The organism is Acidaminobacter hydrogenoformans DSM 2784, from assembly GCF_900103005.1.
GTDB lineage: Bacteria > Bacillota > Clostridia > Peptostreptococcales > Acidaminobacteraceae > Acidaminobacter > Acidaminobacter hydrogenoformans.
Genome location: NZ_FMWL01000001.1, coordinates 247926 through 262081, shown reverse-complemented (window position 1 = coordinate 262081; position 14156 = coordinate 247926). Strand labels below are relative to the sequence as shown.

Below are 14156 nucleotides of genomic sequence, written 5' to 3'. Positions count from 1 at the left end.
CGCTAAGCACTCAAACCACACAGAATCACTCATATTTTACGGAAAAGATCATATCTTTGTTGAACAGCGCCAGGCCAGAGATTATAATGACCCCGCCAAGGACAGTGGACCAGCCCGGGATTTCGCCTGAAATCATGAAGGCCAGCGCGGTTGTTGCCAGCGGCGTCGCGAACATGTAATTGCTGACCTGAGAAGTTTTCTCCGCCAGCGAAAAAGCTTTTGTCCATGAAACGTAGGCAATGGTGCTCGAAAAGACGCCCAGCATGAAAAGGTTAAACAGCTGAGACAATGGCGCGGTTTGAACTTCAACGAGGGCCTCCGGAGCGGACAGCGCCAGCATGGCAGTGCCTATGAAGATGCTGTAAGAGGAGACCTGAAGGGCGCTGTAGTGCTGGGTCAACTTGCGCTGAATCAAATTATACAGACTAACGACCAGCGCCGTAGCCAGGAGCCAAAGGACGCCTGTATTGGCGGACAGGCTGCCTTCCATCAGGGTGAGAAACAGAATGCCGGAGAATTCTATCGCAACCGCCGCCCACTGATAAGGGCGCAGCCATTCACGATAGATGACGACAGCCATCAGAGCAGTTATGATGGGGATGGTCGAGATGATCACGCTGCTGGTGGCAGACGTGACATACCCGGTTCCAATGTTGAAGAAGAGCATATGAAAATAAAAGCCTACCGCGCCAGACAGGGCAAACCATGGCAGATCTTTGAGCTTCGGTGGCTTGATCTTCAGAAAGAGGTTCACGAAAATTAAAAAGAAAGAAGCCACAAGAAATCGCAGGAAGCCCAGGGAAAGGGGGCTGAACCACGCAATGGCCAGCTTTGTATAGACGAACGCCATGGCCCAGCAAAGGATGGTGATCATGGCATAGAGGTGATAGCTGCGTCGGAACATGATAGGGTGGCCTCCTGTGAAATACTTCATAATTAGTAAGATTTCCAATCACCTCAGTCTACCACAAGAGAACACTTTTTGCAGGGTTGTATAATAATGCAGTCAAGTTTTTTAAAGATTTTTGCCGATGGTCGCTGGGAGACAACATTTTTCCACAAACGATACCTTCGATACCTTTATTCCTTTAGCAAAATATGAAAACGCCGACTTTGGAGGTTATAAGCTCTAAAGTCGGCGCTTTTTGATTTTTATTGTTTATAAACAATGAAAATTAGTTTCTACAGCGCACCCAGCTTCTGCCCCATCTCGAAGCAGGCCTTGATGGCATCTTCATCCGGGTTCCAGAGGGCCTTCATGCCGTCGTCCACCAGCTCAAAGCCGGCTTTCTTAAGCTCTTCGTTAAGAATGCCAACGGACTCCCCGCTCCAGCCGTAGCTGCCAAAGGCGGCCGCTTTCTTGTTCTTGAAGCCCAGGCCCTTAACTATGTCGAGGACGCCGGCCATGCCGGAGAGGATGCTCTTGTTGATGGTGGAGGAGCCGGCGAGGACCATGCGGGATTTGAAGACCTCCGCGACCACGTCGTTTTTGTCAGAACGTCCGACGTTGAAGAGTTTGATGGTGACGTCCGGGTTGACGGACTTGATACCATCGGCAATAGCCTCTGCCATGCGCTTGGTGGCATCCCACATGGTGTCGTACATGAGGGTGATCTGGTTCTCCTGGTAGTTGTCCGCCCACTTCATGTACTGCTCGACGATCTGGGTCGGGTTGTCCCGCCAGATGATGCCGTGGGAGGTACAGATCATATTGACCGGGAGATTGAAGCTGAGGACCTGCTCGATTTTCTTGGTGACGAGCGGGCTGAACGGGGTCAGGATGTTGGCGTAGTATTTGAGGGCTTCCTGATAGAGCTCAGCCTGGTCGACCTTGTCGTTGAACATGAGCTCTGAGGCGTAGTGCTGGCCAAAGGCGTCGTTGCTGAAGAGGATGCTGTCCGCGGTATAGTACGTGAACATGCTGTCCGGCCAGTGGAGCATAGGGGCCTCGACGAAGATGAGCTTGCCTTTTCCAATATCCAGGGTGTCGCCGGTCTTGACTTCGACGAAGTTCCAGTCCTGATGGTAGTGGCCCTTCAGGGACTTGACGCCGTTCTTCGTGCAGTAGATTGGCGTGTTCGGGATCTTCTTCATCAGCTCCGGCAGGGCGCCGCTGTGGTCGACTTCCGCGTGGTTGGCTATGATGTAGTCAATCGAGTTCAGGTCGATTTCGTTTTCGAGCTTGGCGACGAATTCCTTCGCGAATGGCATCCAGACGGTGTCAATCAGGACGGTTTTTTCGTCGCGGACCAGGTAGGAGTTGTAGGAGGAGCCGCGGTGGGTCGAGTATTCCTCGCCGTGGAATTTGCGTAGCTCCCAATCAATTTTGCCTACCCAGGTGACGAGATCTGTAACTTTGAATGACATAAAGACGCTCCTTTCGAAATGGTGGTTGGTTGGGGGAATTCTGGTTGGGGACAGTCCCCAACCAGCGCTTTGTTGGTCGGGGACTGTCCCCAACCAAAGGTGTCAGGTTTTGCAACGGTTCTGAATTAATTGCTATCGCGCATGCTTAAACAGAATATTATTCTCCAAATGCACGTGGTGGAAGGTATCCACCTCGAGCTCCGCGAGCTTCTTATAAGTGACGGCATACGTGCTGCAGCCGTCCGCAGGCACAGTATAGTGGTCGGTGATTTCCCGCAGGGCTTTTAAGAGGTCGCCGGCGCCGTCATGCTCTGCCTCGAGCTCCGTGATCAGCGCCTTATACTTCTCCTGGCCAAGGGCCTCAAAGCTCTCCGCGCTCTTGATGGCCGGGAAGAGGATCTCTTCTTCCTTGACCAGATGCCCTTCCAGCTCCATCCTCAGCAGGCTGAACTTTCTATGAACCTCAAACAGCTCCGGATGGTGAACGCCATGTACCCTGAGGATCTTGAACATCAGCTCGGAGATCATAGGAAGCGTCTCCTTGAGGAAGCGGTGGTGCGTCAGCACTATGTGGTTCACCAGCTTCACCGGGGATTCCTTGACCCAGTCCGTCCAAGCCGCATCCCTTTCCTGGCTCTCCTTGAACGATTTTTCCAGCGCCGCCAGAATCCCCTGGGGATCAGCCCCCGCCTCAAGGATGCCAGCCTCCAGAGTCCGGTCGCCGCCGCAGCAGAAATCAATCTGATTCGTGATGAAGGTATCCGCAGCAAGTGGGAAACGCGCGACAACGTCGCCAAGACTATCTGTCAGTTTAAATTGTGTATTCATGAGTATATCCTCCTGTCAAAATGTATGATGGTTTAATTTAAAAGCTTCAAAAGCTTCAAGAGCTTGCCGATGGTCACCAGGGCCTCTCCCCCAGCGCTCATCTGCGCTTGTCTTGTATCCATCATACGACAGGTCACAAAATAAGAATGTGATTTGAATCAAATTTTTAGTAAAATAACACTATACTCATAAAAAAGTTTGCAACTTCGAAATAAGCACATAAAGCAAATAAAGCACAAAAGCTCAAAGCTGCTGACACCCCTCCCCTCCATCACAACAGAGGTGACCCCATGGATCCCAAATTTATTATCAGCCAAAACCAATGTCTCACCTGCGGCCACAAGCACTGCGCCAAGAAGGTCTCGCTATTTTCAAACCTCAGCGAGGAAGACCTCGACCAGGTTATCAGCCTGGTCACAAGGCGCCGGGTGTTAAAAGGCGAAACCGTCTTCACCATAGGCGACCCCTCCGAGAGCCTCTACATTGTCAACCGGGGCAGCCTGAAGGTCTATGTCCTGAACCGGGAAGGCCGGGAACAAATCCTGTACTTCTTAAAAGAAGGCGAATTTCTGGGGGACGTCCACCTCCTGAAAAGTGGCACCTTCGACTATGAAGCCATGGCCCTGGAAGAAACCCACTTGTGCATCATCCACAAAAGGGACTTCGACCGCCTGATCCTGGAGCGGCCTGAAATTGCCATCAAGCTCCTGGCCTACGCCCACGACAGAATCCTTGACCTGGAGGAGCTGGTCCAGACCCTCACCACCAACGACGCGGACGCCCGGTTAGCCTCACTGCTGATCTCCCTGGCGGAGTCCTCCGGAAAAGAAACAGAAGAGGGCATTGAAGTGACCCTCACCATCAGCCGGGAAGATATGGGGCGCTACCTCGGCCTCACCCGCGAGACCGTCAGCCGAAAGCTCGGTCAGTTCGCCAGCGCTGGGATCCTCTACTTCAAGGACAACAAGCACCTGATCATCAAAGATTTAAGCCGGCTGTCGGACTACGATGCCATTGGGCGGAATTGAACCGCGGCAGCTGACGGACTTCAATAGTTAAAAACGCTACAAAATTCAGAAAATATAACCGTTTCAACCAAACTATTAAGAAAATATGACGCGAATGTGCACCTCTTAGCCGAACAAACAGGCAGACGGGGTGCTTTTTTTACGAAAATGTCATAGATGTTGACATAATATTCTGGCAACCATCGGCAAAAAAATTTTATAATAAATGCCTTAAAATCGCCAACAGCGCCCACATCCTATGTTATAACCAAATTTGAAAAACTCAAACAGGGCTTCAACGAAAATTGGAAAACCATAGGGATTATTAACGCAGCTTAACAACTCCAAACCCTTGCGATCACACAATTCTTAAGAATTCGACCAAATTCCTCTGCGCCGTTGACGGTCCTATAAGTGCTGGTTAAGATGAGAGTGTCTTTCATATCCCCCCATCATATTTATAGGAGGAAATCATGAGCGCAGAGTTGAGTATCAAACAGAAAGCAAAATCCAACGAGAACAAAAAGGGACTTTTCATGAAGTTTCTTGACGGCGTCGAAGTCGTCGGCAACAAGCTTCCGCACCCGGTCACTATTTTCCTTATTTTCAGTGCATTGGTCGTTGTTGCGTCCGCACTTGCAGCGAACGCCGGTCTGTCCGTCGAATTCACGAAGATCGACAACAAGACTTTTGAGACGGCTGTCACCAACGTCACCGCGGTCAGCCTGCTCAGCGCAGACGGCATTCGCTACATGTTCGAGAGCGCGGTCAGAAACTTCACGGGCTTCGCGCCATTGGGCACGGTGCTCGTGGCCATGCTGGGCGTTGGCGTCGCGGAAGGCACCGGCCTGATCCAGGCACTGCTCCGCAAGCTCGTCATCAGCACGCCAAAGCGCCTCATCACTTTAGTGGTCGTCTTCGCGGGCATCATGTCCAACGTCGCTTCTGACGCGGGCTACGTCGTCCTCGTGCCACTCGGCGCTATTGTGTTCCTGAGCTTTGGCCGTCACCCGCTGGCAGGCCTCGCGGCAGCCTTCGCGGGCGTATCCGGCGGCTTCAGCGCCAACCTGCTGATTGGCACCATTGATCCGCTCCTCGGCGGCATCAGCACCGAGGCGGCAAAACTCCTCGACCCAAGCTACGCGGTTTCCGCTACGGCGAACTGGTACTTTATGATTGTCTCTACGTTCATCATCATGATTGTAGGCTCCTGGGTCACCGAGCGCATTGTCGAGCCACGCCTGGGCGAGTACAAGGGCGGCGAAAAAGCACAGCTCCATGACATTGATGACGCTGAAAAGCGCGGCCTTCGTTTCGCTGGCATTGCCATGCTCCTGTTCATTGCCGGCATGGTGGCTCTCGTAGGACCGGCTTCCGGTATTCTCAGAGACCAGGCGACGGGCGAAATCCTTGGCCACTCTCCATTCATGAACAGCATTGTCCTCGTCATTGCACTCTTCTTCTTCATTCCGGGCCTCGCTTACGGCCTCGGCTCCAAGACCATCAAGAGCGATAAAGACGTCGCCCACGCCATGGGCAAAGCCATGAGCACCATGGGCGGCTACCTGGTGCTTGCCTTCGTCGCAGCGCAGTTCGTCGCTTACTTCAGCTACACCAACCTGGGCACCATCCTCGCCGTCAAAGGCGCAGCGTTCTTGGAGTCCACCGGCATGGTAGGCCTCCCGCTGATCCTTGGCTTCATTGTGGTCTCAGCGTTCATCAACCTGTTTATAGGCTCCGCCTCGGCGAAATGGGCCATCATGGCACCGGTCTTTGTCCCTATGTTCATGGCCCTGGGCTTTTCTCCGGAATTCACCCAGGTCGCTTACCGCATTGGCGACTCCACCACCAACATCATTTCCCCGCTCATGTCCTACTTCGCGGTCATTGTGGCCTTCGCGGAGAAGTATGACAAGAAAATGGGCATTGGCACCATCATCTCCACCATGCTGCCGTACTCCCTGGCGTTCCTGCTCTTCTGGACGATCCTCATGATCGTGTGGTACGCGGCGGGCTGGCCAATTGGACCGGACGCGTTCATCTTTATGAAATAGTTTGGGGGCGGGGGACCATCGGCAGAGCTCTTAAAAGCTAAGGCTTTTGCCGATGGTCACCCTCCCCACCACCTCGCCAAAAGATTCCGGATGGTTTCTCTTGGCGAGTTTTTGTATAATAAAGGAAGAGCTAAATGCAGAAGGAGGAAATTGCGTGGGGATCAATCAGGATCGAATCGTCAATGCTTTTATGGACTATGTCAGAATTGACAGCCCGACCAAGAGCGAGGGGCAGTTCGCGGCGTTTATCGCGGAGGAGCTGAGGTCGCTCGGCTTCGAGGTCTATGTGGACGACGCCGGGGAAAAGGCCGGGTCGGATACGGGCAATGTCATTGGTGTTTTAAAGGGCGCAAAGCCGGTGCAGCCGGTGCTGTTCAGCTGTCATATGGATACGGTGTCGCCGGGGGTGGGCATTAAGCCGGTGATTCGTGACGGCGTGATTTACAGTGATGGCACGACGGTGCTCGGCGGCGACAACAAGGCCGGGATCGCGGCAGTCGTGGAAGCGGTGCGGGTCCTGAAGGAAGAGGGCGTCGCCCACGGGGACATTGAGGTGTCTTTCAGCATTTACGAGGAAGGCGGTTTGTTTGGGGCGAAGTACCTGGATTATTCGAAGCTGCGCTCTAAAATTGGCTTTGTCCTCGACAGCGGTGGAGATCCGGGGCAGATCATCATTCAAGGGCCGGCTCAGGACAAAATCACGGCGAAGATCATAGGTAAGCCCGCTCATGCCGGGGTCAGCCCTGAGGAAGGCATCAGCGCCATTCAGGTGGCGGCGGCGGCCATCAACGAGATGAAGCTGCTTCGAATTGATGAGGAGACCACGGCCAACATTGGCAATATTGAGGGCGGCGTGGCCACAAATATTGTTTGCCCGGAGGTGCTGATCAAGGCGGAGGCGCGAAGCCTCAAGAAGGAGAAGCTGGAAGCGCAGTCCAGGCACATGGCAGACTGCTTTGAAAGGGCGGCGGCGCGCTTTGGGGCAAAGGCGGAGGTCGAGGTCGAGCGGATGTATGACCCGTTTGTGATCTCTGAGGACGATGAGGTCGTCCAGATTGTCAAAGAGGCCTGCGGCATGATTGGGCTGAAGGCCTTTACGGGGTCCACCGGCGGCGGCAGCGACACCAACGTGTTCAACGCGAACGGCATCAAGGCGGTAAACTTAGGGATTGGCGAGCGAAAGCCCCACACGCTGGAAGAACATCTGCGGATTGAAGACCTGGTGAATACAGCGAGGCTGGTATTGGGTGTTGTTCAGTCCGTGAAGTAAGGGTTTGATTGTGAAGTGAGATAGAGGGAAATAAAAAGAAAATAGATCTTTTGATGGAGAGACCGCAAACGCGGTCTCTTTTTTCTAATCCGGTGGGTGCCTGTCCCCAACCAAAACTTTTCCTTCATTTCGTCTCATTAATAACAATTCAGGGTGTAATTGGAAAGCTGGATGGGGTATATATGCATCACAAACATCATGCGTAAAATTGACGGATTTGGGTGGTGAGGGTATGCGTGGCATTATCAGTGGACTAAAATTATCGATCGCGGGCATTCTTTTGATCGCGGTTGTGTCCGCCTGCGGCGCGCAGCCTGTAAAACCTGGGGCGCCTGCGGAGACGCCGCCAGCGCCGGCTCCGCAAAAGAGTGAAGCTGCGTCTTTTTTCTCGTCCATGTCTGAAAATGTTGAAAAGTACAGCATATTGATTGGTCTCAAGCAGTCTGGGATCGAAGCCATGTTTGATGAGACTTCTTCTGAAATAAAAGAGGAAGGCATTGAGTTCAAAGAAGCTGGTGTGAAAGTCTGGTTTGACAAAGACCATGGCCGCGCGGTACACGTCATGATTGTTTCAAAAGAAGTGGACTTCCACGGTGCCAGAATTGGGGACAGCGAGCAGGTCTTTGATGAGATTTATGGAAAGTCTGTTGACAGTCATCCCGGATCAGGGTACAAGGATTATGATTATGAGAACCTCATTCTCAGGCTGTATTATGACGCCGCCGGCGGCAAGACTGAAGCGGTCAGCCTGATGCTTGAGCTGCCTGAAGGGGGCGAAGAACAATGACTTTTAAAAGACCTATTAAAAGAAAATATATGCTGGGCACGACGCCCATTGAGCCGCTGAAGCGTACGTCGGCACTTCTAAAAGGCCCAGAACTCTTCATTAAGCGAGATGACCTTTCCCTCCTCGCTGGCGGCGGCAACAAATCCCGCAAGCTGGAATACCTGGTGGCAGACGCCCTTAGAAAAGGCGCAGATACCCTCGTCACCTGTGGGGCCTATCAGTCCAATCACGCCAGACTGACGCTGGCAGCGGCGAAGAGAGAAGGCTTGAAATGTCATTTGGTGCTTTCTGATCCTACAGGCCATGGCCGTGGCGCGGCTGAGGCCAGCGGCAATCTCTTTCTCGACCGGTTGCTGGGTGCGGATAAAATCATTCTGAAGCCCAAAGATACCGACCTCTTTCAGGCTCTGGATGACGAAGTCGATGCCTGCACAGACGCCGGCCTCAAGCCTTACGCCATAACCCTTGGCGGCTCCAGCGTGCTGGGCTGTTTGGGTTACGTGGACTGTGCCCTTGAGATAGCGGCCCATGAAATTTCCATCAAAGAAGAATTTGACTACATTGTCGTCCCCGTAGGGAGCGGAGGTACCATGGCGGGCCTGATTGCCGGGCTCCGTGAAGCGGGCAGCAAGGCCAAAGTCCTGGGCATCAACGTCCTCATGAAAAAAGTGACCCAGGAGCCGCGGATCTGGCAGCTAGTTCAGCAAATTGCAGACCTTCACAAAATAGGCGCTTCTGCCGTGGAAGAAGACGTCCAGTGCTTTGATGAGGGTCTCGGCGAAGGTTACGCTCTCCCAACGGACGAAATGCGCGAAGCCGTCAAGCTTTTGGCGGAGAAAGAGGGCATTCTCCTGGATCCCACCTACACTGGCAAAGCCTTCGCTGGGTTGATCGCGCTGATCAGAAATGGCTTCTTTAAGCCCGAGGACAAGGTGCTGTTTATCCATACCGGCGGTTCACCAGCGCTGTTTGAGCACCAGGACTGGTTTGTGGAAAGCAATGAAATGACTAATCTTCCAGAAAGCGAGGACACTGTTGAATGACCTATATCGAAGCCGTCAGGCACTTCAGAGACAAAGAAAAATATGATTACAGCTGCTCGGAAACCATGGTGGCCGCGGCGGACAAAGCCTTTGAGCTCAATCTCCCCCCACAGGTGATCAGAGCCATGGCACCCTTCGGCGGTGGGCTCCAGACGGAAGACGTCTGCGGCATCCTGACCGGGGGCCTTGCGGTGATTGGAATGCTGTATACCAAAAGCGTCGCTCACGACAGCGCGCAGATGACGGAAGTCACGCGGGCTTTCATCAGCGCCTTCAAGGAGAAATTCGCGACCTCCCAGTGCGTCGATCTGAAAGCCGCTTACCGGAACGAAGAGACCGGCTGCACAGACTTTATCATCCGTGGTGCGGAGGTGCTCGCCGCTGTTATTGAGGCGAATCCGCGGGCTTAGCTTCAAAACGAAAAGGTTATAAAGCCGGAAGAGGGCAGTATGGCGCTTCCGGTTTTTTCATGGTTATTTTTTCATCCATGTTGCAAATAAAAGCTTTGCCAATGGTCACCTGTCCCCAACCACACAAAACCGTGCACACTTCGCAGCCTCAAACCTGAAGTATTACAGAGCGCAAATTCTTGACAATTGTACTAATTAGTATTAAAATGACATCATGGACGACAAAAATAGAAAAATTAAAACCTACAGCCCACAGGAGACCTTGAGTCTCAGGGCACTCGTGGCACTGACCAGGGGGGCGACCTCCATGCACCGGCGGGAATACCGGACCATCAAGGAGGGTGGGCTGACGGTATCACAATTCGCGGTACTGGAGATCCTCTATCACAAGGGTCCGCAGAACATTCGCGCGATCATTGAAAAGACCCTGTCCAGCGGCGGCAATATGACTGTGGTCATAGACAACCTCGTCAGGGAGGGACTGGTCCGGCGTGAACAGGATCCAGCGGATGCCCGTGCGTCCATCATTTCTTTGACGGAACAAGGCCAGGAGAAGATGGAAAGCATCTTTCCGGCGCATCTCGAGAACATAGTCGAGATCTTCAGTGCTCTGGAGGATGAAGAAAAGCAGTCGCTGATTGCGCTGATGAAAAAGCTGAGCAGAATTGATGCATAAGGTGCAACAGCATCTGATTTCAGGAAAATACATTATATAATTTACAGACAAAAGGAGCGCTAACCATGACTTTAGATCAAGTTCGCGGAGAGCAATGCGGGTCTGATCGCCATGTCCATCCTGTACGCCGCAAAATATTACGGCGTGGACTCCCATCCTATGAGCGGCATGGACTTCGCTGCGGTCAAGGAAGCCTTTGAGCTGCCGGAAGGTAAAGAGCCTGTGATCCTGATTGCCCTGGGCTACCGGGATGAGTCCAAAACCCTTTATGGCCGGGCCAAGCGCCGCGGGTATGATGAGGTAGTGATGGAGGTGTAAGCGTCCGTGATATAAAAGTGTTTCTGAAGAGGTCATGAGTGGCTAAAAGACGTCGTTACCTACTATGAAACACTTCGAAAGCTGTAAAACAGCAAAAGACACGTTCTTCACGCCTTGAATTTCAGGCATGATGACGTGTCTTTTTATTTGGCAGGGCGTGACGTACATTTCCTCTGGCGGGAGTTCTTTCGTGCTATTTACTTAGAAGTGTAATTTCCATGAGCAGCCCATTCCAAAGCCTGTCGCTCTACCCGCTTGATCCAGTCAGACTTACCTTCCTGATAACGCAGGGGATCCAGTTTGTAGAGCGCGGCGAGCTTCGTTTTCAGCGCTGCGTACTCCTGCGCAGCTTTAGAATGTGCGCGGAGATAATCCCTGAAAGCAAGGTGTCTCAGGATTTCTGCACTGCCTTCCTCGAACACATGTAAATGATGGGTCGGATTAGGCGAGCCTTTCACAAAAAATTCCCTGCCTTCAATGCCGAAGGCTCCCCGAGATTTGTATTCGAGTGCTTCAAAGTTTGAGCGTGTTTCAGTCACGAGGGCGAGAGATTTTACCACGCCCAGGAGATCCAGCGTAGGTTTTGCAGCAAGTCTTGGTACAGAAGTGCTGCCAATATGGTGCAGCGCAATGAGGTTGTCTCCAAAGAAAGGACGTAGCGCTGCTGCTTCTGCTTCAAACTGTGATGGCCATTCTGGATTATAAGGTATGACAACAATAGTTCTGTGCTTTTTCATTTCATTCATTGGAATTCTCCCCAAATGGTGGTGGTGGGTCACCTTCAGGTGCCTTTTCTGCACTGGCTAAAAGCCGGTCCAGCATCTCCTCAAATGCGGTTTCAAAGACGGTATCCGGGGCTTTCCTGGCCTTGTGGCCCTTGGGATAGATGCCGTGCTTGCGCCGCAGCAGCTGGCCGGTGAAGCGGCGGTCCATGAGGAGGTCAATGTTGTCCTCCGTAAACTCCCGGCCCATGGGGTGAATGGCGTAGGCTTTCCGGGCCATGACCAGCGCCGCAAGCCCTGTATCCTGAGTGATCACGACGTCCCCGGGCTGGAGCTGGTTGATAATATGGAAGTCCACACTGTCCGGCCCACCTGAAACCGTTTGGACTTCCAGGTCAGACCGGTCGTAATGGTGATGGATATTTTTGACGAGAATGATGGGCAGCTGCCTGGCCTTTCCTGCGCGCACAATGGCGTCTACCACGGGGCAGGCGTCGCCGTCAATCCAAAGCTTCATGGATGCACCTCATTTCACGGAGTCTATAGGGGCATAATACCCACAAAAGGGTAAAAAAATGCAGCGCTCTCAGGCGCTGCTAAAGATATAAAAAGGAAACATCCAGATTGCCGTAGTTTAGGGTGTTACATCCTGCGCGCTTTCTCTGTGAAGCGCTATTGCCGGGAGTGACACTGCATTTCAGCATAGGAGGCTGCGGGGATCGCATCATTTCTGCAGTGTCAGGCCCTTTCTATAAAACTCGCCTCTCTTTCAAGAGATAAAAAACTAATAGCTCTTGAGGACTGTGAAGTCAGCGCTGTTTTTGATCATGCTGACGACTCTGCCGGCTTTAAGGTAAGCACTGTCATATGTAGTGTCCAGCGTAATCCACTTGTCAGCGGATTTTAAGTAAACTTCATTCCAGGCGTGGTATTCTGCAATGTGCTTGCTGTAGCCCATATTGACTTTGGCTGGGACGCCAACGCTTCTCAGCATGGCGGCCATGACAGCGGAATAGTCATAGCAGATGCCAGCGTTAGCCGCGAGGACCGCGTCCACGTCAGGCACGTACCCGCTTTGAACGGTTTTCGCGCGGTTGTAGTCGTAGCTGAAGCTCTTGGAGACGTAGGTATAGATCGCTTTGATCTTCTCTTCGTCTGTTTTAGCGGTGAGGGTCAGTTTCTTTGCAAGGGCAACGACGTTATCCTCAGCAGCAAAGTCAACGATTGGGTTAGCGGTCATATAAGGCTCAAAGCTTTGGATGCCTGTGGCTTCAAAAGTTTTTGTGTCCAGGCGAGTGTAGCTGGTGCCTGAAACGTTCTTCAGCAGCGCGATGGTGTAAGTGCCGTCGCCCATTTGAAGCGGGATGGATTCATCTGCGAGGGACTGTACATCATAGTAGTATTTGGTGTCGCCCTTTTGAACGAGGACCTTCAGCTTTGAAGTGGTGCTGAGGTTGACCTTCATTTCGAGGACGCCGTCTGCGGTTTTAGCAGTATTTACAGTCCAGTCGGATGGTGCAGCGTAGGATGCTGCCGGTGCAGCCAGGACAGCCGCCACCACGAGTGTGGATAAAAGTTTTTTAAACACAAAAAACTCTCCTTTCGGTAGCTGGCTGCCATTTTACAGGCCCTTTAGCTTTGCGTCCCAGCCTTTCGACTGGTTTGCCTTTGTCGGTGGAAAGTATTCTAACCCACCATATTCATTTGTGAGCTCATGATAGCATAATTGTCAGATAATTTCAAGAGCATTTGTCTGAAAATGGCCATTTGTCATGGAGATGTAATATTGGTGGATCGGGGTGCCGCATTCAGGCGTGAAGGGGCACCCCTTTTTCACTTTTAAAAGCTTTTGGCCGATGGTCACCATTGGCCAAAGCTCTATTCACTGTACAAGCTCGCCCTTGATAATGAGTCGCTGGGTCGCCGTCCGCACCGGCGTACAGGTCACCAGGGTGATGGACTTCTTGCTGCTGTCGCTCTTCAGTACCCAGGTATCCTCCGGATTGACGACGAAGGACTCCGTCACCCGGTAGGTGAAGGTCTCCTGCTTCACCGTAATCTCAATCAGGTGGCCGGGGGCCAGCTCGTCCAGACGGTTGAACATGCGGCCGTAAGTGTAGCTGCGGTGACCGGCTAGGGAATAGTTGCCCGAACCGCCCGGAACCACGCCGTTGTCAAAGGTGGCTGCGGCGTAGCGTAGATTTTCATCCGTCATGCCCTGGAGCACCGGCATCAGGAGCTTGATGGCCGGGATCTTGATAAAGGTGTCGGTCTTTGGCTTTTTCACGACAGGCTTCGGTGCGGGTTGAGGGGCGGTCTGTGCTGGCGCTGGGGCTGGTTCAACAGTGGTTGGCGCTTCAGCCGGTGTTTCAGGTTCTGTGCCTTCACCCTCAGGCGTCGTCGTTTCAGTGTCGCCGTTTGAGGCGAGCTCACCACGCTCTTCAAGCAGGGCTTGATAGTCGTCCTCGTAGTCGAGCTCGATGACCTCTGTGTCATCAATTTCTTCAAGGGCCGCAATATCCGCCTCGAAGGATTCCAGCAGCTTATTCATTTGATAATCATCATAAGCCCGAACCGCAGATGGGTAGAGTATGATCAGGAGTCCGGCAATGATGAAGATAGTCGACAGTTTTTTCATGATGGGATCACCTCTTTTTTCACTATACAAGATTAG

The 14156-nt window shown here is 52.6% G+C and carries 15 protein-coding genes and 1 riboswitch; of the genes, 8 read left to right on the top strand and 7 right to left on the bottom strand.

All coding sequences use genetic code 11. The features are described from left to right. Window positions 1-25 precede the first annotated feature (25 nt). The 3 genes from BLP63_RS01135 to ric form a co-directional block, all read right to left on the bottom strand. Window positions 26-904 (bottom strand): DMT family transporter, encoded by an 879-nt coding sequence (locus BLP63_RS01135; RefSeq protein ID WP_207646387.1) that lies wholly within the window; start codon window positions 902-904, stop codon window positions 26-28. A gap of 278 nt (window positions 905-1182) precedes the next feature. Further along, window positions 1183-2367 carry an anaerobic nitric oxide reductase flavorubredoxin gene (locus BLP63_RS01130; RefSeq protein WP_092589046.1) on the bottom strand — a complete coding sequence of 395 codons (1185 nt, stop codon included), beginning with the start codon at window positions 2365-2367 and terminating at the stop codon, window positions 1183-1185. 132 nt (window positions 2368-2499) lie between these two features. Beyond that, on the bottom strand, window positions 2500-3195 hold the full coding sequence (gene ric / locus BLP63_RS01125) for an iron-sulfur cluster repair di-iron protein (protein WP_092589045.1): 696 nt from the start codon (window positions 3193-3195) through the stop codon (window positions 2500-2502). A 290-nt stretch (window positions 3196-3485) separates the two neighbouring features. Here ric and BLP63_RS01120 point away from each other — a divergent pair, with 290 nt between their 5' ends. From BLP63_RS01120 to BLP63_RS01085, 8 genes are all read left to right on the top strand, one after another. Further along, window positions 3486-4223: a Crp/Fnr family transcriptional regulator gene (locus BLP63_RS01120; RefSeq protein WP_092589044.1), complete on the top strand. Its 738-nt coding sequence runs from the start codon at window positions 3486-3488 to the stop codon at window positions 4221-4223. 452 nt (window positions 4224-4675) lie between these two features. Beyond that, window positions 4676-6256, top strand: coding sequence for an AbgT family transporter (locus BLP63_RS01115; RefSeq protein ID WP_092589043.1), 1581 nt, complete (start codon window positions 4676-4678; stop codon window positions 6254-6256). A gap of 154 nt (window positions 6257-6410) precedes the next feature. Beyond that, complete coding sequence (locus BLP63_RS01110; RefSeq protein ID WP_278278105.1) at window positions 6411-7526, top strand: M20/M25/M40 family metallo-hydrolase; 1116 nt, start codon at window positions 6411-6413, stop codon at window positions 7524-7526. 232 nt (window positions 7527-7758) lie between these two features. After that, the gene (locus BLP63_RS01105; RefSeq protein WP_092589041.1) at window positions 7759-8313 is read left to right on the top strand and encodes a hypothetical protein; all 555 of its coding nucleotides are present in this window, start codon (window positions 7759-7761) and stop codon (window positions 8311-8313) included. After that, window positions 8310-9356, top strand: a complete 1047-nt coding sequence (locus BLP63_RS01100) for a D-cysteine desulfhydrase family protein (protein WP_092589040.1) — start codon at window positions 8310-8312, stop codon at window positions 9354-9356. The genes BLP63_RS01105 and BLP63_RS01100 overlap by 4 nt, the downstream gene beginning before the upstream one ends. Further along, complete coding sequence (locus BLP63_RS01095) at window positions 9353-9766, top strand: C-GCAxxG-C-C family (seleno)protein (protein WP_092589039.1); 414 nt, start codon at window positions 9353-9355, stop codon at window positions 9764-9766. Before BLP63_RS01100 ends, BLP63_RS01095 begins: the two co-directional genes overlap by 4 nt. 214 nt (window positions 9767-9980) lie before the next feature. Beyond that, window positions 9981-10442: a MarR family winged helix-turn-helix transcriptional regulator gene (locus tag BLP63_RS01090; protein WP_092589038.1), complete on the top strand. Its 462-nt coding sequence runs from the start codon at window positions 9981-9983 to the stop codon at window positions 10440-10442. A gap of 75 nt (window positions 10443-10517) precedes the next feature. After that, window positions 10518-10760 carry a nitroreductase family protein gene (locus tag BLP63_RS01085; protein ID WP_278278108.1) on the top strand — a complete coding sequence of 81 codons (243 nt, stop codon included), beginning with the start codon at window positions 10518-10520 and terminating at the stop codon, window positions 10758-10760. 197 nt (window positions 10761-10957) lie between these two features. Here the strand turns inward: BLP63_RS01085 and BLP63_RS01080 are convergent, their stop codons facing one another. From BLP63_RS01080 to BLP63_RS01065, 4 genes are all read right to left on the bottom strand, one after another. Then, the gene (locus BLP63_RS01080) at window positions 10958-11506 is read right to left on the bottom strand and encodes a GrpB family protein (protein ID WP_242870741.1); all 549 of its coding nucleotides are present in this window, start codon (window positions 11504-11506) and stop codon (window positions 10958-10960) included. After that, the gene (locus BLP63_RS01075; RefSeq protein ID WP_092589036.1) at window positions 11499-11999 is read right to left on the bottom strand and encodes a YaiI/YqxD family protein; all 501 of its coding nucleotides are present in this window, start codon (window positions 11997-11999) and stop codon (window positions 11499-11501) included. The genes BLP63_RS01080 and BLP63_RS01075 overlap by 8 nt, the downstream gene beginning before the upstream one ends. Window positions 12000-12266: 267 nt before the next feature. Then, on the bottom strand, window positions 12267-13070 hold the full coding sequence (locus tag BLP63_RS01070) for a transglutaminase-like domain-containing protein (protein ID WP_092589035.1): 804 nt from the start codon (window positions 13068-13070) through the stop codon (window positions 12267-12269). 13 nt (window positions 13071-13083) lie between these two features. Next, a riboswitch (cyclic di-GMP riboswitch) is annotated at window positions 13084-13159 on the bottom strand. A 205-nt stretch (window positions 13160-13364) separates the two neighbouring features. Next, complete coding sequence (locus tag BLP63_RS01065; protein WP_092589034.1) at window positions 13365-14120, bottom strand: class D sortase; 756 nt, start codon at window positions 14118-14120, stop codon at window positions 13365-13367. Between the last annotated feature and the right edge of the window lie 36 nt (window positions 14121-14156).

Excerpts from the sequence above, each read along its gene's own strand:
- BLP63_RS01135 (WP_207646387.1), bottom strand. The coding sequence starts at position 904 with ATGTTCCGACGCAGCTATCACCTCTATGCCATGATCACCATCCTTTGC.
- BLP63_RS01130 (WP_092589046.1), bottom strand. The coding sequence starts at position 2,367 with ATGTCATTCAAAGTTACAGATCTCGTCACCTGGGTAGGCAAAATTGAT.
- ric (WP_092589045.1), bottom strand. The coding sequence starts at position 3,195 with ATGAATACACAATTTAAACTGACAGATAGTCTTGGCGACGTTGTCGCG.
- BLP63_RS01120 (WP_092589044.1), top strand. The coding sequence starts at position 3,486 with ATGGATCCCAAATTTATTATCAGCCAAAACCAATGTCTCACCTGCGGC.
- BLP63_RS01115 (WP_092589043.1), top strand. The coding sequence starts at position 4,676 with ATGAGCGCAGAGTTGAGTATCAAACAGAAAGCAAAATCCAACGAGAAC.
- BLP63_RS01105 (WP_092589041.1), top strand. The coding sequence starts at position 7,759 with ATGCGTGGCATTATCAGTGGACTAAAATTATCGATCGCGGGCATTCTT.
- BLP63_RS01100 (WP_092589040.1), top strand. The coding sequence starts at position 8,310 with ATGACTTTTAAAAGACCTATTAAAAGAAAATATATGCTGGGCACGACG.
- BLP63_RS01095 (WP_092589039.1), top strand. The coding sequence starts at position 9,353 with ATGACCTATATCGAAGCCGTCAGGCACTTCAGAGACAAAGAAAAATAT.
- BLP63_RS01090 (WP_092589038.1), top strand. The coding sequence starts at position 9,981 with ATGGACGACAAAAATAGAAAAATTAAAACCTACAGCCCACAGGAGACC.
- BLP63_RS01080 (WP_242870741.1), bottom strand. The coding sequence starts at position 11,506 with ATGAATGAAATGAAAAAGCACAGAACTATTGTTGTCATACCTTATAAT.
- BLP63_RS01075 (WP_092589036.1), bottom strand. The coding sequence starts at position 11,999 with ATGAAGCTTTGGATTGACGGCGACGCCTGCCCCGTGGTAGACGCCATT.
- BLP63_RS01065 (WP_092589034.1), bottom strand. The coding sequence starts at position 14,120 with ATGAAAAAACTGTCGACTATCTTCATCATTGCCGGACTCCTGATCATA.